This is a genomic window from Gluconobacter sp. NFX36 (assembly GCF_049887835.1).
Lineage (GTDB): Bacteria > Pseudomonadota > Alphaproteobacteria > Acetobacterales > Acetobacteraceae > Gluconobacter > Gluconobacter japonicus_A.
The window spans coordinates 105,416-131,513 of sequence record NZ_JAGEKJ010000002.1; the positions used below are offsets into that span (position 1 = coordinate 105,416).

Annotated in this window: 24 protein-coding genes; 11 read left to right on the forward strand and 13 right to left on the reverse strand. The window is 58.7% G+C overall.

The window, feature by feature from the left end; translation table 11 throughout:
- Window positions 1-90: 90 nt before the first annotated feature.
- The gene (locus J4P41_RS02330) at window positions 91-1,779 is read left to right on the forward strand and encodes a tetratricopeptide repeat protein (RefSeq protein WP_426065980.1); all 1,689 of its coding nucleotides are present in this window, start codon (window positions 91-93) and stop codon (window positions 1,777-1,779) included.
- Here the strand turns inward: J4P41_RS02330 and J4P41_RS02335 are convergent.
- From J4P41_RS02335 to J4P41_RS02350, 4 genes are all read right to left on the reverse strand, one after another.
- Window positions 1,748-4,594: a [protein-PII] uridylyltransferase gene (locus J4P41_RS02335; protein WP_426065981.1), complete on the reverse strand. Its 2,847-nt coding sequence runs from the start codon at window positions 4,592-4,594 to the stop codon at window positions 1,748-1,750. The genes J4P41_RS02330 and J4P41_RS02335 overlap by 32 nt on opposite strands.
- A complete protein-coding gene (mutS, locus tag J4P41_RS02340) occupies window positions 4,591-7,221 on the reverse strand; it encodes a DNA mismatch repair protein MutS (protein WP_426065982.1) in 2,631 nt (876 codons plus the stop codon). The genes J4P41_RS02335 and mutS overlap by 4 nt, the downstream gene beginning before the upstream one ends.
- 94 nt (window positions 7,222-7,315) lie before the next feature.
- On the reverse strand, window positions 7,316-8,872 hold the full coding sequence (gene murJ, locus J4P41_RS02345) for a murein biosynthesis integral membrane protein MurJ (protein WP_426065983.1): 1,557 nt from the start codon (window positions 8,870-8,872) through the stop codon (window positions 7,316-7,318).
- Window positions 8,873-8,936: 64 nt separating this feature from the next.
- Window positions 8,937-9,173, reverse strand: coding sequence for a hypothetical protein (locus tag J4P41_RS02350; RefSeq protein WP_007282397.1), 237 nt, complete (start codon window positions 9,171-9,173; stop codon window positions 8,937-8,939).
- A gap of 105 nt (window positions 9,174-9,278) precedes the next feature.
- Here J4P41_RS02350 and J4P41_RS02355 point away from each other — a divergent pair, with 105 nt between their 5' ends.
- A complete protein-coding gene (locus tag J4P41_RS02355) occupies window positions 9,279-9,731 on the forward strand; it encodes a DUF4112 domain-containing protein (RefSeq protein WP_061931805.1) in 453 nt (150 codons plus the stop codon).
- Here J4P41_RS02355 and J4P41_RS02360 read toward each other — a convergent pair.
- The gene (locus J4P41_RS02360; protein WP_010502768.1) at window positions 9,672-10,166 is read right to left on the reverse strand and encodes a glutathione peroxidase; all 495 of its coding nucleotides are present in this window, start codon (window positions 10,164-10,166) and stop codon (window positions 9,672-9,674) included. The two genes, J4P41_RS02355 and J4P41_RS02360, sit on opposite strands and share 60 nt — an antisense overlap.
- Window positions 10,167-10,318: 152 nt before the next feature.
- Between J4P41_RS02360 and J4P41_RS02365 the strand changes: the two genes are divergently transcribed.
- Window positions 10,319-11,500, forward strand: a complete 1,182-nt coding sequence (locus J4P41_RS02365) for a NupC/NupG family nucleoside CNT transporter (RefSeq protein ID WP_426066123.1) — start codon at window positions 10,319-10,321, stop codon at window positions 11,498-11,500.
- Between the two features lie 245 nt (window positions 11,501-11,745).
- Here J4P41_RS02365 and J4P41_RS02370 read toward each other — a convergent pair whose 3' ends face one another.
- From J4P41_RS02370 to tsaD, 3 genes are read right to left on the reverse strand one after another with little or no spacing between them, the layout of a single operon-like run.
- Window positions 11,746-12,723: an NAD(P)H-dependent glycerol-3-phosphate dehydrogenase gene (locus J4P41_RS02370; protein ID WP_426065984.1), complete on the reverse strand. Its 978-nt coding sequence runs from the start codon at window positions 12,721-12,723 to the stop codon at window positions 11,746-11,748.
- A complete protein-coding gene (locus J4P41_RS02375) occupies window positions 12,720-13,544 on the reverse strand; it encodes a 23S rRNA (adenine(2030)-N(6))-methyltransferase RlmJ (RefSeq protein WP_426065985.1) in 825 nt (274 codons plus the stop codon). The genes J4P41_RS02370 and J4P41_RS02375 overlap by 4 nt, the downstream gene beginning before the upstream one ends.
- 23 nt (window positions 13,545-13,567) lie before the next feature.
- Window positions 13,568-14,641 (reverse strand): tRNA (adenosine(37)-N6)-threonylcarbamoyltransferase complex transferase subunit TsaD, encoded by a 1,074-nt coding sequence (gene tsaD, locus J4P41_RS02380; RefSeq protein WP_426065986.1) that lies wholly within the window; start codon window positions 14,639-14,641, stop codon window positions 13,568-13,570.
- Between the two features lie 34 nt (window positions 14,642-14,675).
- On the opposite strand from tsaD, the gene hemC reads away from it, so the two are divergent.
- Both hemC and J4P41_RS02390 read left to right on the forward strand, forming a co-directional pair.
- Complete coding sequence (gene hemC / locus J4P41_RS02385) at window positions 14,676-15,749, forward strand: hydroxymethylbilane synthase (protein ID WP_426065987.1); 1,074 nt, start codon at window positions 14,676-14,678, stop codon at window positions 15,747-15,749.
- Between the two features lie 2 nt (window positions 15,750-15,751).
- Window positions 15,752-16,417, forward strand: a complete 666-nt coding sequence (locus J4P41_RS02390) for a uroporphyrinogen-III synthase (RefSeq protein WP_023945230.1) — start codon at window positions 15,752-15,754, stop codon at window positions 16,415-16,417.
- A gap of 8 nt (window positions 16,418-16,425) precedes the next feature.
- On the opposite strand, the gene secB is transcribed toward J4P41_RS02390, so the two are convergent.
- On the reverse strand, window positions 16,426-16,950 hold the full coding sequence (gene secB, locus J4P41_RS02395) for a protein-export chaperone SecB (protein WP_023945232.1): 525 nt from the start codon (window positions 16,948-16,950) through the stop codon (window positions 16,426-16,428).
- Window positions 16,951-17,131: 181 nt separating this feature from the next.
- Between secB and J4P41_RS02400 the strand changes: the two genes are divergently transcribed.
- From J4P41_RS02400 to J4P41_RS02415, 4 genes are all read left to right on the forward strand, one after another.
- Window positions 17,132-17,890 carry a Tim44/TimA family putative adaptor protein gene (locus J4P41_RS02400; protein WP_426065988.1) on the forward strand — a complete coding sequence of 253 codons (759 nt, stop codon included), beginning with the start codon at window positions 17,132-17,134 and terminating at the stop codon, window positions 17,888-17,890.
- A gap of 15 nt (window positions 17,891-17,905) precedes the next feature.
- Complete coding sequence (mltA, locus tag J4P41_RS02405; protein ID WP_426065989.1) at window positions 17,906-19,051, forward strand: murein transglycosylase A; 1,146 nt, start codon at window positions 17,906-17,908, stop codon at window positions 19,049-19,051.
- Window positions 19,048-19,878 carry a DNA-methyltransferase gene (locus tag J4P41_RS02410; protein ID WP_010502789.1) on the forward strand — a complete coding sequence of 277 codons (831 nt, stop codon included), beginning with the start codon at window positions 19,048-19,050 and terminating at the stop codon, window positions 19,876-19,878. Before mltA ends, J4P41_RS02410 begins: the two co-directional genes overlap by 4 nt.
- A 96-nt stretch (window positions 19,879-19,974) precedes the next feature.
- Window positions 19,975-21,435 carry a cytochrome-c peroxidase gene (locus J4P41_RS02415; RefSeq protein ID WP_426066124.1) on the forward strand — a complete coding sequence of 487 codons (1,461 nt, stop codon included), beginning with the start codon at window positions 19,975-19,977 and terminating at the stop codon, window positions 21,433-21,435.
- Window positions 21,436-21,490: 55 nt separating this feature from the next.
- Here the strand turns inward: J4P41_RS02415 and J4P41_RS02420 are convergent, their stop codons facing one another.
- A complete protein-coding gene (locus tag J4P41_RS02420) occupies window positions 21,491-21,697 on the reverse strand; it encodes a hypothetical protein (protein ID WP_426065990.1) in 207 nt (68 codons plus the stop codon).
- Between the two features lie 230 nt (window positions 21,698-21,927).
- Between J4P41_RS02420 and J4P41_RS02425 the strand changes: the two genes are divergently transcribed.
- Window positions 21,928-22,506, forward strand: coding sequence for a Smr/MutS family protein (locus J4P41_RS02425; RefSeq protein ID WP_282857725.1), 579 nt, complete (start codon window positions 21,928-21,930; stop codon window positions 22,504-22,506).
- A 3-nt stretch (window positions 22,507-22,509) separates the two neighbouring features.
- Here the strand turns inward: J4P41_RS02425 and J4P41_RS02430 are convergent, their stop codons facing one another.
- The gene (locus J4P41_RS02430; protein ID WP_426066125.1) at window positions 22,510-23,598 is read right to left on the reverse strand and encodes a hypothetical protein; all 1,089 of its coding nucleotides are present in this window, start codon (window positions 23,596-23,598) and stop codon (window positions 22,510-22,512) included.
- A complete protein-coding gene (hemF, locus tag J4P41_RS02435) occupies window positions 23,598-24,515 on the reverse strand; it encodes an oxygen-dependent coproporphyrinogen oxidase (protein WP_426065991.1) in 918 nt (305 codons plus the stop codon). The genes J4P41_RS02430 and hemF overlap by 1 nt, the downstream gene beginning before the upstream one ends.
- Before the next feature lie 258 nt (window positions 24,516-24,773).
- On the opposite strand from hemF, the gene J4P41_RS02440 reads away from it, so the two are divergent.
- Window positions 24,774-25,664 carry an S-methyl-5'-thioadenosine phosphorylase gene (locus J4P41_RS02440; protein WP_426065992.1) on the forward strand — a complete coding sequence of 297 codons (891 nt, stop codon included), beginning with the start codon at window positions 24,774-24,776 and terminating at the stop codon, window positions 25,662-25,664.
- A gap of 46 nt (window positions 25,665-25,710) precedes the next feature.
- Here the strand turns inward: J4P41_RS02440 and J4P41_RS02445 are convergent, their stop codons facing one another.
- Complete coding sequence (locus tag J4P41_RS02445) at window positions 25,711-26,097, reverse strand: DUF2934 domain-containing protein (protein WP_426065993.1); 387 nt, start codon at window positions 26,095-26,097, stop codon at window positions 25,711-25,713.
- Window position 26,098 lies beyond the last annotated feature (1 nt).

Genomic DNA, 26,098 nt, shown 5'->3' on the forward strand with positions numbered 1-26,098 from the left:
TAACGGCTTTTAATATTCACCGGATATATCGGTACGTTGTGACGGAGATGTACCGGCTTTTCTTTCTCCTTCCGGTTTGACGGAAACACGATGCGCAGCCTTTCTTCTGACCCCACCCGATATGCTTTTGAATGCTTTGCTCGGGGAGATCTGAGCGAAGCGGCGCGCTGGTTTCAGGATATTCTGACGTCTGATCCGACGCAGCCGGATGCTCTGCATGGTATGGCCTGTCTGGCACGTGCCAACGGCCGAAACGCTGTGGCGATTGCGCTATGTGGAAAGGCCCTTAAAGCGGCTGAGGGCCTCCCGCGATCCCGGCTGGCCCGTATTCATCTCACGCTGGGTCTGGCCTTAATGGCGGAAGGTCATTCGGAGCCTGCACGTGCTGCTCTTGTTGTGGCTCAAACGCTTCAGCCTTCTGATCCGCGTACGTCGGCGGCTCTTGGTGAGGCGTTGCTGCTTCTGGGGCGGCGAGACGAGGCGAAAGAGGCCTTTGGAGAAGCGGTCAAACTTGCTTCAGATGAGACGGATTATCTTACAAGGCTGGCGCAGATTTATCTTGAGGATGGTCAGGGGGATCAGGCTGTTATCTGCTTTGAAACAGTCACGCGCCGCTGTGCACAGGACGGACGGGCCTGGGCAAATCTCGGAGCCGTTCTGTTCGGGCTGGGGCAGTATGGAGAGGCGCGGGAAACTTTACTGCGGTCCTGTGAGCTGGGGCCGCGAACGGCGGAGACGCTGAATAATTTTGGTCTTGTTCTGATGGCGCTGGGAGATTTGCCACAGGCGCGATCCGTTCTCGAAGAGGCGCTGTCGCTTCGACCGGAGGATGGCCGTGTTGCCAACAGTCTGGGTACGGTTCTCATGGAAATGGATGAGGATACCGTAGCGGGAGCGCTTTTTAGTGCTGTTATGGAGCGTGAGAGCGGTTTTGACCGGGAGCAGGCGCGCTTTAACCATGCGACACTTCTTCTGGGGCAGGGCGTTTTTGCTCAGGGATGGAAGGAATTTGAAAGCCGCCATTCTTTGTTGGGGTATAGGCCGCAGGTTCCCGCCTGGGATGGTTCCTCCGGGGAAGAACCGATTGCGGTCACAGCGGAGCAGGGGCTGGGCGATAGCGTGCAGTTTCTGCGGTTTCTGAGGGAAGCTGCAAAGCGCCGTCCTTTGAGGCTTCAGTTCCCGGCTGCTGATCTTGTGTCTTTCATGCCTCAACTGGGGGCATCCCGAATTCTGGATCGCCAGGGCCCGGTAGAGAGCGAAGTCAGCCTTCTCAGCTTGCCGTTTGTTCTGGGTGTTCAGGGCGCACCAGACCAAAAGCCTTATCTTGAAACAGGTTTGGACCCGGCGCCGAAGACGATTGGTGTATGTTGGGCGGGCAATCCATCATACCGCTTTGATTCGAGACGCTCGTTGAAGTCAGAGTGGCTGGATCCGTTGAGAAACGTTTCAGGCTTGAGGTTCGTGTCTCTTCAGCGTGGTGAATGTCCGGGCTGGATGGAAAAGGTCGATCTCTCGACTTTGCAGGCTTTGACATGCGCTGTCAGCCAATGCGAACTGGTGATCAGCGTTGATACGTTGGTTGCTCATGTTGCGGGGGCGACAGGCCGCCCTCTTTGGCTTCTCAATCGGCGAGGAGGAGACTGGCGTTGGAAAGATGTGTCCTGGTACCAGAATGTTCGACAGTTTCGGCCTGACGGCTTTCTGCCTGAGGACTGGCCACTCGTTATTGAACGAGTGGCCGAAGCCCTTAGAGTGTGGGAGCGGCAGCCGACTTCTTGACAGGGAGTGGTGTCAGTGAAGACAGCAGGGAGTCACGGATATGGGCCAGTCGAGCCGGGTCCGTGATTTTCATGCCCAGAAGATCGCGGACGTAGAAGACGTCCACAGCGCGCATCCCGTAAGTCGTAATATGGGCCGAGGAAATCTGAAGGGATTGCTGGCTCAGGGTCCGCGTAATGTCATGGAGCAGGCCTGGTCTGTCACGGCCATTGATTTCAATGACGGTATGACGGTCTGAGGCTGTGTTATCCATGACCACTCGGGGCGGAACATGAATGGCGCGCATCCGGCGCGATGCGCCACGATGGCGGGCTTCGGCAATACCTTTTTCCAGATCCAGACGACCAGACAGAGCCTGCTCAACAAGATGATTCAGGCGACCAAGCTGGTGCGGGTCTTCGAAAGAGCATCCATCTGCGTCCTGAACCCAGAACGTGTCCAGAGCCATGCCGTCGCTGAGCGTGTGAATTCGGGCGTCTACGATGGAAGCGCCGGCAACGGCGAGGGCTCCGGCGATCTGTGAAAACAGGCCCGGATGATCGGCGCAGAGGACGGTGAGTTCAGTCACGCCACGGTCCGGAATGGGATAGGCTTCTACCGTAACGGGAGAGCGGTAGCGGTCCGAATCGTGGATCATGCGGGCGTGGCGCATGTGCGTGTCGGTATCGAAGCCCAGCCAGTAGCTTGGGTAGCCGAGGGACAGGAAGTGTTCGACGCTGCTCTCGGGCAGGAGGGGGGTCAGACCGTCACGGGCAAGTTCGCGGGCATGGCTGACGCGTCCATCCTGTTCCGTAGCGGCCAGTCCGCCTTCCAGAACTTCGGCAACACGGGAGAACAGTTCGCGCAGGAGGGTGGCTTTCCAGGCGTTCCAGACTTTTGGGCTGACGGCGCGCATGTCTGCGATGGTGAGCAGAAGCAGGAGGCGCAGTCGTTCTGGAGACTGGATGGTGTCTGCGAGATCCAGAATGGTGCGTGGATCGTCGATGTCCCGTGTAAAGGCCGTTTGTGACAGCAGGAGATGGTGGAGGACCAGCCAGGAAACGGTGTCTGTTTCTTCCGGATCCAGTCCAAGCTGGGGGCAGATGTCCAGTGCCAGATCTGCTCCAAGTTCCGAATGGTCACCGCCACGGCCTTTGGCGATGTCATGCAAAAGAACGGCGACATACAGGGCACGACGGGACCGCAGATCCTTGGCCAAGGCATAAGCCAGCGGAATTTCATCCGCCATATGTCCGGCTTCGATCTGTCCTATCATGCGGACGGCTTCGATGATGTGCTCGTCCACCGTATAGATATGATAGCTGTCGAACTGCATTTGCCCGACAACGCGGGACCAGTCTGGCAGCAAACGTCCGAGCAGACCTGTTTCGTTCAGGATCGGAAGCCAGAACGGAACATTTTTGGTCTCATCCGCACTGGGTTCACAGAGCAGGTTCAGGAAGATCTGAGCCGTTTCCGGATCATCCCGAAGTTCGACCGCATGACGTTCGTTGCGAATGAGTTGCTGGATGGCGAGGGGGTGAAGTTCCAGATCATGGCGACGGGCACAATCCAGCATGCGGAACATGTCACGCGGATTTTTCGCGAACGTCACGGGTTCGACAGGGCACAGACGCCCCGCAATGCGCTCGAAGCCTTCAGGGCCGGCCAAGGTTTCCGGCTGGGTGTCGCTGGCCTGATCCTGAAGGCGCATCAGGACGATGGGTTGCAGCACATGCGTCAGACGCATGACGTCGCGGGCCGTCAGGAAATAGTGGCGCATGAAGCGCTCGACGCCGCGTTGGCGGCCATGGGTTGCGTAGCCCATGCGGCCACCGATGACGGGCTGAACATCGAAGGTCAGACGTTCTTCAGCACGGCCGGTGATGTAGTGAAGATGCAGGCGGACCGTCCAGAAAAAATCCCACGCACGCCGGGCGCGGTGGGTTTCACGGTTGGTCAGGAGGCCAAAGGAAATGAAGGACGGTGTAGGCACGGCTTCGGCTGGGGCTGCCGTCTGGTCAACCGTCGTAATCGCGCAGCCAAGGGCGGCGCGGCCCATCCAGTTCAGGGTCTGAAGGTCTCTCAGGCCACCACGACCTTCCTTGATGTTTGGCTCCACCATGTACGGATTGTCGCCAAAGCGGCGGTGACGCAGTTCGCGCTCTTCAATTTTGCCGCGTACGAAATCGCACAGCGTATCGTTCTGAAGGTCGGCACCAAGGGCGGAGCGCAGGTCTCGGGCGAGGGTACGATCTCCGTAAAGGGGACGCAGATCCAGCAGGGCCGTGCGGATCGTCAGATCTTCCGCGACGTCCTTGATGCACGCGCTGATGGAGCGGGTGGCATGGCCGACGCGCAGACCGAGATCCCATAGGGCGTAAAGGATGAACTCGATTCGAGACGTAAGGGCGGTGGAGGCGTCTTCCGGAATCAGGAAGAGAATATCGATGTCGCTGAAAGGCGCGAGAAGGCCTGCACCATAACCGCCTGTCGCACAGAGACAGAGCGGTTCGTCGGATGCACCGTCCTGCCGGGCCGACAGGTCTGCCAGGGCGTAGACAACGCTGTCTGCCTGAGCCGCAAGGGCACGTGCGGCTGCAATGCCGGAGATCTGGCGGGTTTCAAACCGCTGACGGATGGCCGCGTGACCGTTGCCAAGGTGGCGACGGAGGACGGAGAGAACATCTTCACGGGATGTCTGCCCCTGGGCTGCAGCATTCTGGAGAGCTGCTTGCAGCGACGGGGTCATGGCTTTGCGGTCAGACAGGGTCGTATCCGTATCGTCAGCGAAAGGGGAAGGATGACTTTCGCCCCAGAAACCCGCTTTTTTCAAGTCCTGTCTCCTGTCGCGAGGCGTTTAAGATCATATAGCGCGGCGAGTGCTTCCCGGGGAGAGAGTTCATCGGGATTCAGAGTCGCAAGTACATCCAGAGCGGGAGACTGTGGCTCTGGTGTCGCAGGGGCGGGGTCTGGTGCTTCTGCAACGGCTTCGAACAGGGGCAGGGAAGAGCGGGCTTCCGCCTGCTCCCGCTCGAATGTTGCTAAAAGGCGGGAGGCGCGGTTGACGACCGACTGCGGGATGCCGGCAAGCTTCGCGACATGCAAACCCCAGCTTTTCCGTGCCGATCCGGGGCGTACTTCATGCTGGAAGATGACTTCTCCGCGCCATTCCTTCACGGCCATGGTGTATGGGGCGAGACGGGGAAGAAACTCCGTCAATGCACCGAGCTCATGGAAATGCGTGGCGAAGATTGTGCGGGAGCCGAGTTGCGTATGGAGCGCTTCAAGCGTGGCCCAGGCGATGGAAAGACCGTCCAGCGTGGCCGTGCCCCGACCAATTTCATCGACGACGACGAGGGATTTTGGTCCGGCCTGATTGAGAATGGCGGCGGTCTCGGTCATTTCAACCATGAAGGTCGAGCGGCCTCGCGCGAGGTCATCCGCGCCACCGACGCGGGAAAACAGCCGGTCCACAACGCCGATTCTGGCGCTTTTTGCGGGTACAGGCAGTCCGGCCTGCGCCATGATGACGGCCAGTGCTGTCTGGCGGAGGAAGGTTGATTTGCCGGCCATGTTCGGACCGGTGAGGAGCATGGCGCGGTGTTCAGGGGGCAGTTTGCAGTCATTGGGAATGAAGCGTGCGTCTGCACTTCCTGATTCCGCCAATGCGGCTTCTACAACGGGATGACGACAGGCGACGAGTTCGAAATCGGTCCCGTCTGTGACGTCCGGGCGGCACCATGAGCCACCTTCAGACAGAAGAGCGCAGGAGCGCAGGACGTCTGCCAAGGCCAGAAATTCCGCCACTTCGTCCAGAGCGGGGGTCTGGAGAATATGCGCGCAGAGTTCGGCAAAGAGGCGGCGTTCCAAGGCGCTGGCTTTGTCGGCGGCTTCCAGAATCGCACGGTCCAGAGCAGCGAGTTCTTCCGTTGAAAAACGGGCGAGGCTTGCTGTTCCCTGCCGGAAAGACAGTTCGGACCGATCCTTCAGCTTCGCACCGGCGGCGGACGGCACCTCAATCACATAGCCGAGCTGGGCGTGGTGGCGGATCTTCAGATTGCCGATGCCGTATTCTTCCGACAGTCGCCCCTGAAGGGCTGCGACAATCCGGCGGCTCTCATCCCGGAGCGTGCGATAACGATCCAGTTCTTCATTAAATCCGACAGCAATGAACCCGCCATCTTCAATACGGGCCGGAAGATCTTCGGCAACAGCAGCTTTTAGGCGATCGAGCAGGGTGTCTGCCCTGCCGTACAATCCGGCTGTTAGAGTACGGATCAGCGTTGGGGTTTGTTCGTCGCAAACGGGCTGCAATAAGCCGGTGAGATCATCTGCGGCGATCAGCGTGTCCCGGATGGCGGCAAGATCACGGGGCTGGCCGCGCCCGGCAGACAGGCGCCCAAGAGCGCGTGCCGGATCGGGGGTGCGTTTAAGAATGTCACCCAGCGATCCCACGAGGCCCGGCACGGATTGAAGCCAAAGCCAGGCGTTCTGTCGGTCGGTGATCTGTTGTGCGTTGGTAAGCGGTGAGGACAGCCATTGTGAAAGAAGGCGTGAGCCGGCGGCTGTAGCCGTGCGGGAGACGACGCCAAAGAGACTGTACTTCGTTTCGCCATCGCGGGTGCGGAGAATGTCGAGGCTGGCGCGGGTGGCCGGGTCGATCCCCAGAACGCCGCTGACACCTTGTGGAATGGGGCGGGACAGGCGTGGAAGCGCACCGGCCTGACTGCGCTGCGCGTAATTCAGCGCCATGGCACAGGCGATGGCCTGCTCGTCCGGGAAGTCTCCCAGCGCATCAAGCTGGGCGACGCCATAGGCGCGGGCAATCAGGGTGCGGGCACTGTCGATGGTCGGCGGGATAGCAACCGGGGCCAGACGGCTCGCATGATCGGCCGGAATGAGTTCCGGATCGGACAGAATTTCCGCAGCGTCGAGCCGGGCCATGAGTTCTGGCAACGCGGCTTCAGGCACCGATGTTGTTTCGAAAGCCCCGGTCGAAATATCGATCCAGGCGGCACCGATCATATCGGACCGACGATTTCCGGAGCGGGCAATGGCCAGCAGAAGATTGGCCCGTCCGGCTTCCAGCAGTTCGTCTTCGGTCAGGGTGCCGGGTGTGACGACGCGGACGATGGCGCGGGGCAGCGGGCTTTTCTGGCCCTTCTGTGGAGACTGTGTCTGTTCGGCGACGGCGACGCGGAAGCCGCGGCGGATCAGGCGGGACAGATAGGCTGGCGCGGCGGCGACGGGCACACCGCACATTGGAATCGGCTCGCCATTGTGGTTGCCACGGGCTGTCAGAGCGATATCGAGCGCCATAGCTGCTGCCTGTGCGTCCCCGAAGAACAGCTCGTAGAAATCCCCCATGCGGAAGAACAGCAGGGCATCTGGCTCCTGATGCTTCAGGTCAAACCACTGGGCCATTGATGGCGTGGCATTCGCAGCAGAAGGCAGGGGCATGAACGTGCCGATGGGTCCAGTCTCCGGTAGTGAAAGGGGAGGGGCGGGAAACTACCCTGTCCCTGCCGGTGTGTGAACCGGCAGGATGACTCTCTCAGCGAGTGCGGCGTCGGGCGATGCGCGTTTGCAACGCCGCGGCTGCGTCCCGGAGTTTCACGACCTTCAGGGCGTCGAGGGAGATGGCATACACCACGCCGCCAAAAATGATTAGCGCGCCAAGCATCCCCAGGCGCCATACTCCGTGCCAGTTTGGCAGATCGGGGGCGACGAATTTCTGGGCTGCGGCCACCCACAGGCCCATCATGATGGCGGCGCCGACGATCCGTGTGACGCGACTCTTCAGGCGGGGATCGGGTTTGAAAACGTCACGACGACGAAGAAGGACGGCCAGAATGGCGACGTTGACGAGTGCGGCGATCGTGCTGGCCAACGGAGGGCCGACATGGGCGAGCGGCTTGTAGAGTGCCAGATTGAGAACAAGGTTCAGGGCAAGTGTGAAGAAGCCGATGCGGACTGGCGTACTGGTGTCGCCCTCTGCAAAGAAGCCCGGTGAAAAGACCTTGATGAGCACGAAGGCAGGCAGGCCAAGCGCATAGGCACGGAGCGACTGAGCGGATTTCATGGCGTCTGCGACCGTGAAATGTCCGTAGCTGAAGAGGCCAGCCATGATGGACGGTGCAAGCGCAATCAGCCCGACGGTGGCGGGCAGCGTCAGGAGGAGCGCGTAATCAAGGGCCCGGTTCAGGCTGGTGTGAAGGGAAACACGATCCTTGTTGGCGACATGACGGGTCAGAAGCGGCAGGAGCGTTGTGCCAGCCGCTGCACCCAGAACGCCAAGGGGAAGCTGGTTGATTCGGTCTGCGAAGTACAGGATGGAGGGAGACCCGACCGGCAGGCGGGTAGAAATGATGGTGTCTACCATCAGGTTCATCTGGGTCACGCCAGACCCGACAAGGCCCGGCCCCATGCGGCGCAGCAGGGCGCGGATGTCCTGTGAAAAACTCGGGCGGATCAGGTGTGGAGCAACTCCGGCACGATGAGCTGCCCAGTAGAGCGCGCCAAGCTGCACAACGCCGGAAATCGTCACGCCCCAGGCGCTTGTGAAGGCAATATTGTGCCAGACATACGCGCCCAGGAAGATGGCGGCGATGCCGATGATGTTGAAGCTCAGATAGGCAGCGGAAGCAGCACCGAATTTTCCAAGACCATTCAGTACGCCGGACACAAGAGCCGCCGCACAGATCATAATCATATAAGGGAAGGTGATCTGCGTCAGTGTCAGGGCCAGTGCGAAACGCTCGCCCTGAAAGCCGGGAGCCAGAATTGAAATGATGAGCGGCATGAATAGTTCGCAGAGAACCGTCAGAATCACGAGCCATGCGACGAGGGCCGAAAGGGCTTGTCCCGCGAAACGCAGGGCAGCCGTTCGGCCTTCTGTTTCATATTTCGCTGTGAACATTGGCACGAAGGCCGCGTTGAACGCGCCTTCGCCAAAGAGGCGCCGGAACATGTTGGGTAGTCGCAGGGACACCAGATACGCGTCCTGCACGGGGCCTGCGCCCAGAAAAGCTGCGAGAAGCTGGTCACGGATCAGGCCCAGAACACGCGAAAGCATGGTCCAGCTGCCAACGGTCAGGAAATTGCGAAGCATTTCCCGTCTCTAGCCTATCCCGTCAGCGGGTAACATATCCTCCTGAAGGCAGGAGGAACGATTTTTATCGCAGAACGGTTTCCCGGGCGTACAACTTCTCGGAAGGGCGCGTCATGCTCGGGCGAACAGCGGCCAGCCCGATGCAGAGCAGGACAATTTCCAGCGTAAGCATGACGCTGGCCCAGAAGATGCCGGGAAGGCCCAGAAAGCTTGAGACGTGATGGGCAACAGACGGCGTGAGTGCCCCGAGAGCGGCTACGACCAGCAGCGGCAGAATAGGGCGCAGAACAGACACCGTCATGACAAGCCTCCTGTCATATTGCTGTCATGAAGCTGGCGTTTTTGAGTGCATGGCGTCAAGGAAAAAGACGCAACTTCCGATCGTGTTGCTGTGTTGTTTTGTATCATGACCAAAACTTCGTTCACTACGTCTCCCTCCAGCACCGAAGACCTCATGCAGAGGCTGGAGAAGCTAAGGCGTCTTGCCTGGATTCTGAATGCTGCCGTGCGCATTCCCGGTCTGCGCCTGCGGGCGGGTGCAGATACGATTCTGGGTCTTGTTCCGGGTGGGCTTGCGTTCGGAACGCTTCTTTCACTTTACATCGTGTGGGAAGGCCATCGGATGGGCGTTGGAAGGCGCATTGTTCGCAAGATGCTGCTGAATGTCGGAATTGAAGCGGCTGTTGGTGTGGTGCCGCTTCTTGGAGATGTGTTTGATACGGTCTTCAAGGCTGATCTCCGGAATGTTGCGCTGATTGAAGAGGTTCTTGCGCGGACGACATTCCGGAATAATGCGGGATCAGTGATCGAGAAGAATCCGGCGGACGGACTCTTCTACCCGTCCCGAAGTCGGTTTTGACAGCGGCGTGAACCAGCGGGTGAGATTGCCGTCACGGCCGATCAGGTATTTGTAGAAATTCCAGCGTGGGCGCGAAAGGAAGCCGCCCTCCTGACGAAGCCACTGGAAAAGGGGAATGGCTTCTGGTCCTTTCACATGAGCCTTTGCGGCCATGGGGAAAGTCACGCCATAATTCCGATAGCAGAATGTTTTAATTTCTTCCGCTGATCCTGGTTCCTGCTCGCCAAAATCATTTGACGGGACGCCAAGAACCATCAGTCCATCAGGTTTGTCTCGCCCGTAGAGAGACCAGAGATGTTGCAGGTCTTCATATTGGGGCGTGAAACCACATTTTGATGCCGTATTGACCACCAGAAGTGGGCGACCACGATAGGCGGAGAGGTCGATGGTTTCACCTGACAGGCCCGGCAGGTGGAAGTCATAGGCGCAGGACATGGGTTTCTCCCTCTCGTTTTGAATGAGTGTAATGGCATAACGCGTCGGACGCGAGAGGAGGGCTGGACACGGCGCTGTCATGCAGACAGTTTGGGAACCGTTCTGTCTCTGAAAGGGAGCTTCTGTTCGTGATCCTGCGCGTCCTGATCGGCATGGCCGGTCTTCTCTGCCTCGGCGCGCTGTTTTCTACGAACCGTCGGGCGATTGACTGGATTTTCGTTCTGCGGGCACTCGCTTTGCAGGTTGCGATTGCTGCTGTGATTCTGTGGGTTCCGATGGGCGCGCATCTCCTGCACCTGGTGTCTGATGGTATTACGAAAGTGCTGTCTTACGGCGATCAGGGAAGCGCTTTTCTGTTCGGAGGGCTCGTTGGGCCCAGAATGGCTGATGTGCTGGGCAATGGTGGCTTTGTTTTTGCCCTGAAAGTTCTGCCTGAAATCGTTTATGTCGCGGCCCTTCTGGCGCTGTTGCAGCACTGGGGCGTTCTCCAGTTTTTGTCCCGACTGATTGGTGGGGGCCTTGCCAAGATTTTGCGAACCACCCGGATTGAATCTTTCTCCGCAGTTCTGACGATTTTTCTCGGGCAAAGCGAAATGCCCATCGTGCTTCAGAGTTGTCTGGCTGGATTGTCGATGGGAGAACTGGCGACCGTTCTGTGTAGCGGGACGTCCTCTATCGCGGGGTCCGTACTGGCCGGGTATGCGTCTCTGGGTGTGCCGATGGAGAACCTGCTCGCAGCGTCTGCCATGGCTATTCCGGGTGGTTTGCTGTTTTCCCGGGTGCTGTTCCCCGGTCCGCGGCATGCCAGCACGGAAATTGCCGGGGCCGATCATGGCCATCACAGCATGTTCGAAGCGTTGGCCGAAGGCGCGATGAACGGGGCCAGGATTGCCGTTGCCGTTGGTGCGGTTCTCATTGCGTTTGTGGGAATTATTGCGCTGACGGATGGGCTGCTCGCCATGGTTGGGCTGTCTCTGTCCCGCATTCTCGGAATGGTTTTCGCGCCTTTTGCATGGCTGATTGGTGTTCCTTGGGCGGAATGCAATGTCGCGGGTGGCCTGTTGGGTCAGAAAATCGCGTTCAATGAGTTTGTGGCTTACGTGAACCTGTCGCCGATGATTCAGGCGCATGCTTTGTCGCATCGGACGATTACAATCCTGTCTTTTGCGCTGTGTGGCTTTGCCAATATTTCCACGATTGGAATTCTGATCGGCGCGTTCGGGAGCGCGGAACCACGTCGGCGGACGGATGTAGCGAAGCTGGCTGTCCGGGCAGTTGTGGCTGGAACGTTTTCCAATGCGATGAGTGCAGTGATTGCGGGACTGTTTGTTTGACGCGGCTTCTGGAGACGGGCTTCAGAGGCGTTAGGGCTTTGGCGACGTTCTTTTAAAAACGAGCATTGCCCATAGGGAAGCTACGGCGATCCCGACCCATTCCCAGAAGTGAAAGCTGTTGAAGATGTTCTCTTGGGTCGTGAAGAATTTCAGCAGGTTGACGCCTATCCCGAGCAGAGAAAAAATGAGCATCGTCAGAAAAAATTGCCGCGAGAGTTTCATATTTGTCGTTTCAATATAAGGAACTACTCAACTGTTGGTGGACGATCCAGCAGCAGGGACCGGGCTTCGTCGATCGTCAGCTTCTCTGAGAGAAGATGCGTGATGGTTTCGAGAATGGGGACCTGAACATTCAGGCTTCGTGCCAAAGTGACGAGCGCCGGAGCTGTGAGGACACCTTCAGCCACAGTAGTGCGAGAACTTAGGATGTCCGTTAGTGAGCGTCCTTCACCGAGTTCGATGCCTAGGCTGTAGTTTCGTGATCCCCGCCCGGTGCACGTCAGGATCAGATCGCCAACGCCGGAGAGACCTGCAAGGGTGGAGGCTCGACCGCCGAGAGCTTCCGCCAGACGGGCGATTTCTGCCACAGCGCGTGTGATGAGAGCGGCGCGTCCATTCTCACCAAGCCCTGCGCCGATGACGATGCCCGCACCGATCGCCACAACGTTCTTTGCAGCTCCGGCAAGCTGGACGGCGGCAGTGTCCTGACTGGCATAGAGGCGGAAGGAAGAAGAATTGAGTTGGCTGGCCAGATGATGGGCAAGCGACAGATCCGCACTGGCGAGCGTCGCGGCGGCGGGCAGGCCCTGGGCGACTTCAATGGCGAAATTCGGGCCGGAAAGGACGGCTGTTGGCCGGCCGGGCATGGTCTCGGCGAGAACACCGAGGGGGAGAAGGGATGTGCCCTGTTCCAGTCCTTTGCAACAGGTGATGATGGGTATTCCGGGCGCTAAAGACCGTTCTAACGCACTCGAAACCTGTCGTGCGGTTTGAACAGGAACGACCAGAAGGATCAGATCGGCCTGTGTTGGAAATTCTCCCGTGATGTGCACTGTATCGGGCAGGCAGATGCCGGGCAGGCGAGGGAGTTCTCGAACAACGGGGGCAACAGGCGAACGCATCCAAAGCGTCACGCGAGCTCCTGTCCGGGCTGCGGCACAGGCAAGGGCCGTTCCCCAGGCGCCTGCTCCGATGACGGCGATATGGCGGCCCGTCATGCTCATTCTTCGGCCAGTCGTTCGATATGCACCTGCATGTCTTCCCGATCCTCTGTAGCCAGTCCGGTTTTCATAGCCTCCAGAACTGTGCGGGCTTCGTTCTCAAACCCATATGGGGCGTTCACGACCAGCATTCCACATCCATTCAGGCGAGAGGGGTCGAGGGCGGGGCGCAACAGGAATTCACAGGCGATAATGTCCCGGATGCCAGCATCGGTCAGGGCATTATAGAAGGCGCGGACGGGCGTACGATGTTTGATCGGATACCAGACCGCTACGATCCCAGCGCGGAAGCGATTGCGGATAAGTGAAACGGCCTGCGCGCATTGCTGGAAATCATCCAGCTTTTCAAACGGGGGATCGATCAGGACCAGACCGCGCTTCAAATGCTTCGGTGGCAGGAGCGCGCGCAGGGCTTCATAGCCGTTGCGATGATGGATGGAGACCTGTGGATCATCCCGAAACAGACGACGCAGAGGGCGAACGTCTTCCGGGTGTAGTTCGCAGGCGATGAGTTCATCCTGCGGGCGCAGGACGTGGCGTGTGAAAGCCGGGGAGCCGGGATACAGCCCAAGATCCCGTACGGTTGCCAGATAGTCCTGAAGCGCAGGGTCTTCCGAATCTTCCAGGAGGCCGATCCCCGTTTTCCACTCGCCGGTTTTCTGGGCTTCCTCGGAAGACAGGTCGTATTGCCCGCAGCCGGCATGTGTGTCCAGAACGCAGAACCCTGCCGGTTTGCGGGCGAGGGCTTTCAGAAGGGCCAGAAGGATCGCGTGTTTGACGCAGTCCGCGAAGTTTCCCGCGTGGTAGGCGTGGCGGTAGTTCAAGGGTTCTGTATTCCGGCTTGGGGTCAGGACAATGCGGTGGCGGGCTGGCGTTCCGAAAGAGGCCAGCGGGGACGTGCGGCGACGTCGATTTCGTGTGGCTGTTCGCCTGCATGCAGGCGTTCCAGGGCGGCCCAGCCGATCATGACGGCGTTATCCGTGCAGAGGCGTAGGGGCGGTGCGATAAAGGGGATGCCATGACGGTCGGCAACGGCTTCGAGCGCGCTGCGTAGCGTGCGGTTCGCCGCGACCCCTCCGGCCACGACAAGGGCCGTGGAATGGGGAGCCATGGCAAGCGCGTGTTCCGCACGATCTGCCATGACGTCGGCAACGGCGCGTTGGAAGGATGCGGCAACATCAGCGGCGAACTGGCGGGGGAGTGCGCCGGACCCTTGTGGTTTGATAAGGCGGCTTACGGCGGTTTTTAGACCAGAGAACGAGAAGTCGCATCCCTCGCGTCCTTTGAGCGGACGAGGCAGGGCGAAGGCATCATCCCGGCCTTCTGTGGCGAGTTTTTCAAGAGCGGGTCCGCCGGGCCAGCCGAGGCCGAGCATTTTGGCAACTTTATCGAAAGCCTCACCAGCGGCATCGTCAATGGTGCCTCCGAGGCGAATGTACTGCCCGGTCTTCTCCACGGAGATGCACTGGCAATGGCCACCAGAGACCAGCATCGTCAGAAATGGGAACTGAAGGTTAGCGTTAAGCACGGGCAGTCGTGCCGTCAGGACATGTCCCTCGATGTGATTGACCGCAATGAAAGGCCGCCTAAGGGCAAGAGCCAGCCCTTTTGCGTAGGAACTGCCGACAATCAGGCCACCGATCAGGCCGGGTCCGGTTGTTCCAGCAAAGGTGTCGATGTCTGCCAGTGTGAGGGAGGCCTTGGCGAGAACGGACTGAACCAGTGCGGGCAGGGCATCCAGATGCGCACGGGCTGCAATTTCGGGAACAACGCCGCCCAGAATGGCATGATCGTTCTGGGAGAGGACGCCTTCGGCCAGAATGGTACCATCATAGGCAAGAATGGCGCAGGCGGTGTCATCGCAGGACGTTTCGATCGCCAGAAGCGGGCGCAATGCAGCAGGGTCGGACATGCCATGCATTATGACCGAGTCTCTCTCATCATGACAGCCCCGCATGAATAAGCTAAAGCTGCCGTCCATGAATGCTTCCGTCCTGTCTTCCGACGCCCTCCAAAAGGTCGCGGCGGAAGCCGTCCGCCGATCTCATGCCGCCAGCCCCTCCGGTCAGCGCAAACTCCCGCTCAGAGTTGGCTCACGCGCCTCTCCGCTGGCGCTCTGGCAGACGCGGACGTTTCTGACCCGTCTGACGCGGTTCTGTCCTGTGCTCCGAGACATGGGAGCGTTTCAGGAGCATCAGATCAGCACTGAGGGCGACCGTAACCTTACGCAGCGTCTGGCTGAAATTGGTGGCAAAGGTCTGTTCGCCAAAGAAATTCACGAAGCACTTGTGGCTGGACGGATTGATTTTGCGGTTCACAGTCTCAAAGATCTTGAAACAAATCTGCCTCCCGGTCTGGTTCTGGCCTGTACGTTGAAGCGGGAAGATGCGCGGGATGCGATTATCCTGCGTGATCGGACGGTCAAGGTTGACCCAGCTGATCCGTATGCGTGCTTGCCAGAAGGTGCTCTGATTGGGTGTGCGTCTGTGCGTCGTCAGGCCCAGATGCTGAGTCGGCGCCCGGATCTGCGGTTCGGATTGCTGCGTGGAAATGTTCAGACTCGCCTGGACAAGCTTCAGGCTGGCGCTTGTGATGCTACGCTTCTGGCTCTTGCTGGTCTGCGCCGTCTCGGGATGGAAGACCGCGTTGATATCGTTCTTGAGCCGGATCAGATGCTGCCCGCCGCCGGGCAGGGCATTGTGGGTGTGACGGTGCGTGAGAGCGACACCGAACTGCGTGAACTGCTCTCCGCGATCGAAGATCCGGAAGCTCGCGCTGTGTCCACAGCGGAGCGTGCGCTTCTGGCTGAGCTTGATGGCTCCTGCCGGACACCGATTGGCGGCTATGCTCGCATCGAAAGTGGCGTTCTGAAGCTGACTGGTATGATCGCCAGTGAAGATGGAACATTCCTGATTCGCCGTGAAATTACTGGCGCACCGTTGGAGGCCGCTCGCATGGGAACGGAACTGGCGGAGGAACTACGCCGGGATACGCCTGCGGCCATTTTCGCTGAGATGATCCGCACCTGACCATGAAGCGGCAGGCCGTTCTTGTAACGCGTCCTGAACCGGGTCTGACGGGCACGCTGGAGGACGTCCGGCGCCTTGGGTGGAGCGCGATCGCCTGTCCAATGCTGGATGTTCGGGCTTATGCGCCTATAGCGGTGCGAGAATGTGTTGCTGTCGCTATTACCAGTGCGAATGCACTGGTCGCGCTGCAGGACTGGCCGCGCGATCAGCGGATTGTCGCTGTGGGCTCAAGTACCGCTGCCCGTGCTCGCGATATGGGATTTCAATGGGTCGAGGCGGCGGATGGTGATGCGCGTTCTCTCGCTGCGTATTGCCATAGCCATAATCTGACCGGTCCCTCACTCCTGCTGGCTTGCGGCAAAGGCTACGGGCTGGATCTTGCAGAAGAATTGAATGCATCCCGGGTGAGCGTTTATGGTGTGACCAAAAATGTCAGGCTTACGGATGCCGCTCGGGAGGCCCTGTTGAGGCATGAAGCCGAGGCCGTTGTTTTTTATTCCGGAAAAACGGCAGACGCCTTCTTGGAGGCGCTGGAGGAACAGGACAGGAAAAGCCTGTCCGGTGTAAGGGCGCTCTGTCTGTCAGAGGCCATCGCTGCACGCCTGACCGAAAAGGACTGGCGTGCAGTGGAGTGGCCCGATCCGCTGGAACGGCTCGGGCCTTACTGATCGGAAGATCAGGCTTCGCCAGCTGGCTCCGGGAACTGCTGGGCGCGCTTGGCCTGCCACAGGGCCACGAAGTCGATCGGCTGCAGAACCACCGGCGGGAAGCCGCCGTCACGGGTGACGTCGCTGATGATGGAGCGCACATACGGGAAGATTAGGCGCGGAACTTCAACTAGCAGGATCGGCTCGACGAGTTCCTGCGGGGCGTTGCCCAGCGTCACGATAGCGGCATAGGTCAGTTCGGCGATGAACACCGTGCGGCCAGCCTTGCCACCTTCTTCTGCTGCGGGTTCAGCAGCTTCGGCGCGGACGGCCAGAGCCACTTCATAAACCGGCTGCTCTTCTTCGAGGCGGTTTGCCTGAACGTCGATGTTGACGGAAATCTGCGGGGCCGAGCGGAGCGTTGCGAAAATGGAAGCGCCAGCCGGGACTTCGAAGGACAGGTCCTTCGTGTACTGCAGGTTGACAGCAAGCGGCATCTGCGGCGGAGCGCCGTCAAGATTTTGCGTGGCGTTGTCGTTGATGGTCTCGGACATAAAACGGTCTCCCGATCCGTGAGGCGGATAGCAATAGAACGATTGCGATACAGTGGCGGTAGCATGATGTGTCATGCACGCCAAGACAGGCTTCCTGCATGCATGAGGTTGAGATTGGGCCGCGGTCGCCCTATCTGTAAGAGAATAGAAACCTTAACGATCTGCGTGAAACATAACCTTCATGTCTTCTGACGACATTCATCTCCCGTCCGCCCTGATCGGTCATACTGGCCACGACTTTCCTTGGGACATCGTGGTGCTGGCCGTTCTGGCGGTTGCGTTGGGTTTCCGCCTCTATCGCGTGCTGGGACGTCGTATCGGGATGCAGGGCGTTCGTCAGGCACGCCCCCCAGTGTTTCCGGGCGCGGCAGGACAGGCTCAAACGCGCCAGACGCCGCCGCCTCTTCCGGCCGCTGCCGGGCAGGGGCAAGCCGAGCCTGCAGTTCAGGTCGATTATGATATTCCCGCACCAGCCACGCGTGTGGGGGGCATTCTGGGACAGATGACGCAGCTTGAGGGCAGTTTCACGCCGCAGGGCTTCCTGAAAGACGCCGAGACTACTTTCCGTCAGGTGGTTCCTGCTTTCGCTGCGGGAGACCGGGCGGCACTGTCAGGCCTGATGACACCGGAGACAGAAGAGGCATTTCTGGCTGCCATTAACGCGCGCACGGAAGCTGGCGAGACGCAGCGTAGTGATCTTCGTGGCATCGACAGCATGACTATTCTGGATGCGATGCTCGTTTCCGGGGACGCCAATACGCAGACCGGTCGAATCGAAGTACGGATTGTGTCGCGTCAGGTGAACATGTTGACGGATCGTCAGGGCGAGCCAGTACAGGGCACGGATGCCGTGACCGAGTTCCATGATCTGTGGTTGTTCGAACGCGAGTTTGGAGCCTCTGGAACACAATGGCGTCTGGCGGCATCCTGCCCGGCCTGATTATATACGCGCATCATGAAAAAACTGCTGACACTGGCTGCGCTTGCCTTCGTTGCGGGCTGCGCCACACAGAATGAGACGTCCGCTCCCCTTTCCCTGACAGCGACCAGCTTTGATGCCCTTGCAGGCTGGAACAGGGAGGATTTTTCCTCTCTTCTGCCTGTTCTGCGGCAGAATTGTCATCGGGTCATGCAGCTTCCGCCAGAAACCTCTTTGGGGGGCGCGGACGAACTGCCCTATGGCCGGGAAGCGGGGAACTGGTCTGCAGCCTGTGCGGCTCTTGAGACCACGACGGATGCCCGGAGCTATGTTCAGACATGGTTTCAGCCTTATGCTGTTGATGGAAACGCCTTCTACACAGGCTATTTCGAGCCACAGATTGAAGCTTCTCTGACACGCTACGGCCCTTATCAAACCCCGGTTTACGGGCGGCCCAAAGATCTTGTTCGGACCAAGGCTACCAATGGTCAGATGGTGACGGGGCGCTGGGACAATGGTCAGTTCAAGCCTTACTACGATCGTGCCCAGATTGATCAGGGCGCGCTGGACGGACAGGGGTTGGAAATTGCCTGGCTGAAAAGTCCGGTGGACCTGTTCTTCCTTCAAATTCAGGGATCGGGTCGATTGATTCTTCCTGATGGTTCCCAGATCCGCATGAGTTACGACGGGAAGAACGGTCAGCCTTATGTGCCGCTGGGCCGGGTGCTGGTTCAGGATAACGAATTGGCGTCCTCGGCCGTCAGCATGGACAGCATCCGCGGCTGGCTGGAAGCGCATCCGGATCGTATGATGGCAATGATGGAGCGTAATCCGAATTACGTTTTTTTCCGTCGTGATGATGGAAGTTTGGCACAGGGCGCAACCGGAGCTTTTGGCGTGCCGCTGACGGCTGGTCGGTCTGTCGCTGTTGATCGGTCTGTTATTCCGTTCGCGACCCCGCTCTGGATCGAGACGAAATTGCCGGATGCCAAAGGTCAGCCCGCGCCATGGCAGCATCTGGTCTTTGCGCAGGATATCGGAACGGACATTAAAGGAGCAGGACGGGCCGATCTGTTTACCGGATGGGGGGCTTTTGCCCAGTATGTGGCCGGTAATCTGCATGAAGAGGGCAGGATGGTTGTTCTGCTGCCACGTCCTCCTGCGGATTCCTCCGCTCCATGATCCGAAGCCGCCGGGAGACGCTCGGCGCCCATACGATGATCCGTGGAGACTGCACGACCGTTCTGCGGCGGATGCCGTCGCAGAGTGTAGATATTGTCGTCACATCCCCGCCGTATAATCTGGGCATTGAGTACCGCACCTATCAGGACCAGTTGCCTGAAGATGCCTATCTGGACTGGATGGAAGACGTCTGTGCCAGCGTGAAGCGGATCATGAAGGATGATGGATCGTTCTTCCTGAATATCGCGGGCTCATCGTCTCAGCCCTGGCTTCCGTTTGAACTGATGTCCCGGTTGCGCAAGCTGTTCGTGCTCCAGAACCATATCACCTGGATTAAATCGATCTCCGTGGGGGAAATCACATACGGGCATTTCAAGCCTTTGAATTCGCCGCGCTTCGTGAACCGGAACCATGAGCATATCTTTCATCTGACCAAGAAGGGCGATGTGAAGGTGGCCCGTTTGGATGCTGGCGTCCCCTTTACGGACAAGAGCAATATCTCCCGTAGACAGCACGAGATGGACCGGCGCTGTCGTGGTGATACGTGGTTTATTCCCTATGAAACGGTTCGGAGCCGTAAAGAAAAGTTCAGCCATCCGGGCACCTTTCCCATCGCGTTGCCGGAAGCCTGTATCCGTCTGCATGGTCTGAAGCCTGGCGGTGTATTGCTTGACCCGTTCATGGGGGTGGGCACGAGCCTGATTGCCGCAGAGCGCAAGGGGCTGTCGGGTATCGGGGTCGAGAAAGATACGCGTTACGTCAACATTGCACGCAAGCGTCTGCGGGCAGCGATCGGCACGCCAGAGGAAGACTGGGAGGACGAATGATCGGTCAGACCTGTGTGTCTGACAGGATCAATCGTTTTGACTTCTTCTGTTACAGTCTCCACATCTCACGATATCGTGACAGTGAGGAGATTTGCGGTGCGTCGCAGCACACTTACCAAAGGAATTGCCGGTCTGGTGGCATTGGGCGTTGTCGCCTGGGGTGGTACAGTCACCTATCTTGAGCATTTCGATCATGCTGGCGCGCCCAAGCTTCCAGCCAATAGCCCGACACGTCATGACCCTGTTGCCATGACGGCGTTTGCAGCTTTTCAGGAAGTGCGCTGTGATTATTGTCACACGCGGAATGCTGATCTGCCGTTCTATTTCAAGCTGCCTCTGGCCAATCAGATCATGAGCCGCGACTTGGAACAGGGGCAGCGTCACTTTGAATTTGCGCCGATCATCGAAGCGTTCCAGCAGGGCAAGCCGCCTTCCGTTGAACAGCTGTCGCGTATCGAAGAAGTCATTGTACAGAACCGGATGCCACCGGCCGCTTATCTCACGATGCATCCGCACGCTCATTTGAACGAAAAGCAGCGTGCTGATATCCTGAAGTGGGTACGTGACCAGCGCGAGCGTTATTACGCCAGCACGGATGTCGCTCCGCAGTTTCGTGGTGAAGTCATTCAGCCGATCCCGGAAACGATTGCCGTGGACTGGAAGAAGGCTGAACTGGGTCGCGCGCTGTTCTTTGATAAGCAGCTTTCCGGCAATGGCCAGCTTAACTGTGCAAGCTGCCACGGTCTGGACAAGGGCGGCGTGGATAACCAGACGACTGCGACAGGCATCAACGGCCAGACCGGCCCGATCAATGTGCCGACGGTTTACAACTCCGTCTTCAACATTGGGCAGTTCTGGAATGGTCGTGCCAAAGATCTGGCCGAACAGGCTGCTGGTCCTGTCATGAACCCGCTGGAAATGGGCTCGCATGACTGGGCTGCCGTGGCAGATCGCGTGCGTGCAGAGCCGGGTTATTCGGATCAGTTCACGGCTGTTTACGGGTCTGACGATGTTACCAAGAATACCGTGACCGATGCGATTGCCGAGTATGAAAAGACGCTGATTACGCCGGACAGCCGCTTTGACCTGTATCTGAAGGGCAAGGCAGACGCTATTACGGCGCAGGAAAAGCGCGGCTATGAGCGCTTCAAGGCCATTGGTTGCTCAGGGTGCCATAGTGGTGTTGCGGTTGGTGGCGATGCCTACGAAATTCTGGGCCTGGAAGGGCCATATTTCGAAGACCGTCACAGCAAGCTGACGGCTGCGGATGATGGACGCTTCTCGTTCACCAATAATCCGTCTGATCGTGAACGCTTCAAGGTGCCGAACCTGCGAAACGTTGAACTGACCGGTCCCTGGTTCCATGACGGATCAGCAAAGACACTGGAGGCTGCGGTTCGAGCGATGGCGCGTTACGAAACGCCGGATCACGACATTACTGATCAGGATGTTGCAGACATCGTGGTGTTCCTGAAGACCTTGACGGGCAAGTATCAGGGGATTCCGCTCAAGGATGTTCCTGCTGATGCTCCGCTGCGGGCGGCGCAGGCGAACTGATTCGGTGTTGAGAGAAAACGGCCTCGGAGTGATCCGGGGCCGTTTTTGATTCTGGCTAGTTTTTGTTCAGTTTTCGATCTGCAGCACGGTCGATTTCATCCCGCTCTTCTGGCGTGAGAAGCCCCCGTTCGAGTTCCTGCGTGGCGCGGGCTTTCGCATTGCGTGCTCGTGCCTTGGTATCGACAGGATAGGCCCGTTTTTCAGGGAGCCCGAATTCATCGTCAGGCAGGCTGTCCCGTTCTTCTTTTGTGAGTTTGCTCATGGGGTGCTTCCTTGTTTGCAAGGATATATGGGATGGACAGTAAGGTTTGTGCAGATATCACGAACTTTATCCCTATGTGTGCGGAAGAAAGTCACAGGATGGAATTGTTTCCTGGGAGGCAAGGTCAGGAAATTCTGTCTTTGCCATTGTTCGAGAGCCACGGAAGCAGTTACACGTTTCGCAGGTTTTGTGCGGGTTGCGTGCCCAGGGTCGGTTCAGAGGAAACATGCGTGGCAAAACGGGTTTTGAAGGAGGAGGAAGTGGCTTTGTGGCGCATGGTCGTGCGCGATATCGCTCCCATGCATCCTGCTCGCGCGAAGCCTGAGCCGCAGCCTGTTTCCCAGAAGATCAAGGAAGACCCGAAGCCGATGAAGGCTCTGCCGGCCGCTGTGACGGTGCCGGAAAGGGAGTTGTCTTTTGGGGCGATGCTTGCGCGCCCGGTGGTTCGCCGGACCCGGGCGCAGGATCTCCGCATTGGGGTTCGTGCACCAGGGCTGGATGATACGAGTTGGAAGCGTCTTTCGCGTGGCAATCTCAAGGTCGATGCCAAGCTGGATCTGCATGGGTATATCGTTCAGGACGCCTTTGATCGCCTGATCGAGTTCATGCATCGCGCCAAGGCCAGAAACTGGCGTTGTGTCGAGGTTGTGACCGGGTTGGGAAGTGGAGCGACAAGCGGCCTGATCCGTCGTGAACTGCCGCTCTGGCTTCAGAGGGCGGATATTCGCCCGATGGTGCTTGCTGTTGTGCATCCGCACGCCGCCAATCATGGCTCCGTGCGGATTTTGCTGCGTACAAAACGGAAGTAGATCTCAGATCGGGCGTGTTTCCTGCCCCAGTCTCCAGCGCGGTGTGTTCATGGCAATCCAGCGCCTCAAGGCGAGGATGGCTCCTATGTCTGGTGTGGCGCGGGAGAGGAAGGGAGCAGCGTTATCACCGGCAGCCAGCATGAAATGGTGTTTTTCTGCCCAGCGGTGCACGGTCGGATCAATGGCCGCATCCCAACAGGCTTTCTGCCAGCTTTTGACCAAATCAGGCGGCGTCAACATGGGGAGTGCCACAGTCAGGGCTGTATAGGTGCTGGCCGAGACTGCCTGCCATGCTCTGTAGAGCGCTCCTTCTGGCGGTCGCCGCCGGGCCTGCTGATAGGCCTCAAGGAAATTCGGAATGCTGTTTGCGCTTGTCTCGGCCAGATCGCCTGTATGATAAAGCGGGACCGTATCTGGGGGCAGTTTGGCCAGAATGTCCTCCACCGGAACCCCGAGTGTGTAGGGAAGAAGCTGCACGGCATCGACCTGATTGTTGGCCAGCGCGTCCAGCGCATCCTCCGTACGAACAAAGCCGGAAACAGGGATGGGGCGCAGACCCAGCAGGGTCAGACCCAGCAATGCATCAAGCTCTGTCCCTGTTGGCCGTGACACGGCGAGGCGAACGGGATGATCGTGGAAAAAGCCTTTGAGGCGGCTTTTGAGAGTTTTGTGCAGTTCTGCCCGGGCAATCACCACCGTTGTGGTGTGAGCCGTCAGCAGGGGCGTCCATCGGGTAAAATCATAATGGACGCGTGAGTCCCCTGTTAGTGAGGCCAGCAGAACACTTCCCGGCGCAATCAGGGCTGTGCTGCCATCAGGGGCGGTATTGGCGTCAAAGAGGTTTGCCGCCCGTACACCATCCTGACCGATGTCAGGTGTGATTTCGAGTGGTGCATCCAGGCCTAGCGTATGAGAAATGACGCCGGCGGCCAGTTCTGCAAACTGGCCCTGTATGGAGGCCAGTGTTCCACCAAGGAGGAGGCGGGCATCAGAAATATCTGCGGCCTGAGCCCCTGCCAACGGTATGGCGCTTCCGGCACCGAGCAGGGCTAGCCCTTTCAGGCAGTCACGGCGGGTCGGAGAATGGGGCATCACGGCCAGCGGACTTCCGGTGGCATGCTCATCAGGATTGCTTCCGTGTTTCCACCTGTTTTCAGGCCGAACAGGGTTCCGCGATCGTGGAGCAGGTTGAATTCGACGTAGCGGCCACGGCGAATGAGCTGGGCTTCGCGGTCGGCTTCAGTCCAGGGGGTGAACATGCGACGGCGGACCACGGCGGGGTAGGCGTCGTGGAAAGCCATCCCCACGTCCTTTGTGAAGGCAAAGTCGCCTTCCAGGCTGCCGGTTGAGAACTGATCGTAGAAGATGCCACCCAGACCGCGGGGTTCGTCACGGTGATGGAGATGGAAGTAGCGGTCACACCATTCCTTGAAGCGCGGATAGTGTTCCGGGTCGTGCTTGTTGCACGCGGCTTCAAACATCTTGTGGAAGTAATCCGCGTCACTGCGGGCTTCGGCGCTGTCGGGGAACATGGGCGTAATATCGCCACCACCCCCAAACCAGCCCTTGGTCGTGATGATCATGCGCGTATTGAAATGCGCGGCGCTGACATGAGGATTGCAGGGGTGCGCGACGAGAGAAACGCCTGTTGCAAAGAAGCGTGGATCTTCCGAGGCACCGGGGATGTTCTTCCGGAATTCGGGAGAGAACTCGCCCCAGACCGTGGAGACGTTAACGCCCACCTTCTCGAAGACGCGGCCGCGCATGACCGACATAACGCCGCCGCCGCCTTCCGGTCGGCTCCATGCGGTACGAGTGAAGCGGCCCGCTTCCGTGCGGTCCCGGAGAACCTGTGAATCACCTTCTACGGCCTCGTCTTCGAGCTGCTCGTAGGACGCGCAGATCCGGTCCCGGAGAGTTTCAAACCAGGCCTTCGCCTCACGCTTCAGCGTATCATGAGGCACATCCGGGCGAACGAGTTCAGCAAAATCGGGGCTGGTCTGGTCCATTTTTCTCTCCCCTACCATCCTGGGTACAAAATCACGTTAACGCGGAATGTCCTAGCAAATCGCACTTGATACGAACAGTTGGTTGGTTGCATGTCAGCTGCGGCTCTGTGGCGCGATGATGGCAGAGAATGTCTTGCTGCTTCGTAAATATGAAACCGTTTTTTGCACCGGGCTGAACAGCAGAGACTTGCGCAGGGCTTCGGTCTCGTGTTCCTGAACGATCCTCAAACATGTTCATCAGGGGCGGATTGAACACTCATGTCTTCGGAAACAGAAATTCAGCCGGTTATCGGCGTCATAGGCGGCTCTGGCCTGTATGATATTGATGGTCTGGAAAACAAGGAATGGCGCCGGGTTGAAACGCCTTGGGGCGAAACATCCGACGAACTGCTTTTCGGAACATTCGAGGGCGTAAAATGCGTCTTCCTGCCGCGTCATGGCCGTGGGCATCCAATCCCGCCGTCACGTCTTAACTTCCGTGCAAATATTGATGCTCTGAAGCGCTCGGGCGTGACGGATATTCTGTCGCTCTCAGCTGTGGGCTCTTTGAAAGAAGAGCTGCCACCAGGCCGTTTCGTGCTCGTCGATCAGTTCATTGATCGCAGCTTTGCGCGCGAAAAGAGCTTCTTTGAGACGGGATGTGTGGCGCATGTCGGCATGGCTGATCCGGTATCCAGCCGTCTGCTGGATGTTCTGGAAGCGGAGTCCCGTAAACTCGATATTCCGGTGACGCGCGGTGGCACTTACATCGTCATGGAAGGCCCGCAGTTCTCAACGCGTGCCGAGAGTGAACTCTATCGGTCCTGGGGATGCTCGGTCGTGGGCATGACCAACATGCCGGAAGCGAAACTCGCCCGTGAAGCTGAAATGACATACGCCACTGTTGCGATGGTCACGGATTATGACTGCTGGCACACCGAGCATGACAGTGTCACGGTTGAGGCTGTTGTGAAGGTCATGAAGGGGAATGCGGATAATGCCCGTCGCCTCGTGAAGGCTGTGATTCCCGTTCTGGGGCAGAAGCGCCCGCTGGATCTTTCCGCCGAGCGTGCGCTGAATTTTGCGATTATCACTGCGCCTGAAAAGCGTGACCCGGCGTTGGTCGCCAAGCTGGATGCCGTTGCAGGTCGTGTTCTGAACAAGGCCTGATGTGTCTGCCGCCCGCTTTTCAGGCGGGCGGCAACGGGGAGGGCAATCAGGGGCCTTCCTGCTTTTCATCAATCTGGGCATATCCCGGTTGACCGGCATCAGTGCTGGGATCATTCATCAGTTCACGCTCTTCTTTCCGGTCTGCAACGGGGAAATGGCGCCGGTCGCCCTGATCCGTGCTGCGCTCGGGGAATTCGCCCAGATTTTCCTGAAGGCGCGGATCTTCGATTTGAATATCCGCCAGTTCTGGCGGCGGCAGGTCTTCAACAGGGATGCCTTCCGGTACGCCTTTGATGGAAATCAGATCTGTTGCTTTTTCCAGATAGGCTTCCGGCCCACCGTCCGGCTTTCCATCGGCTTCCCACAGCAGTTTGGCCTCGCGGCGAATAGCCGCATTACGTTTCGGGTCGGCTTCAAGGGGGTTATTGCTCATG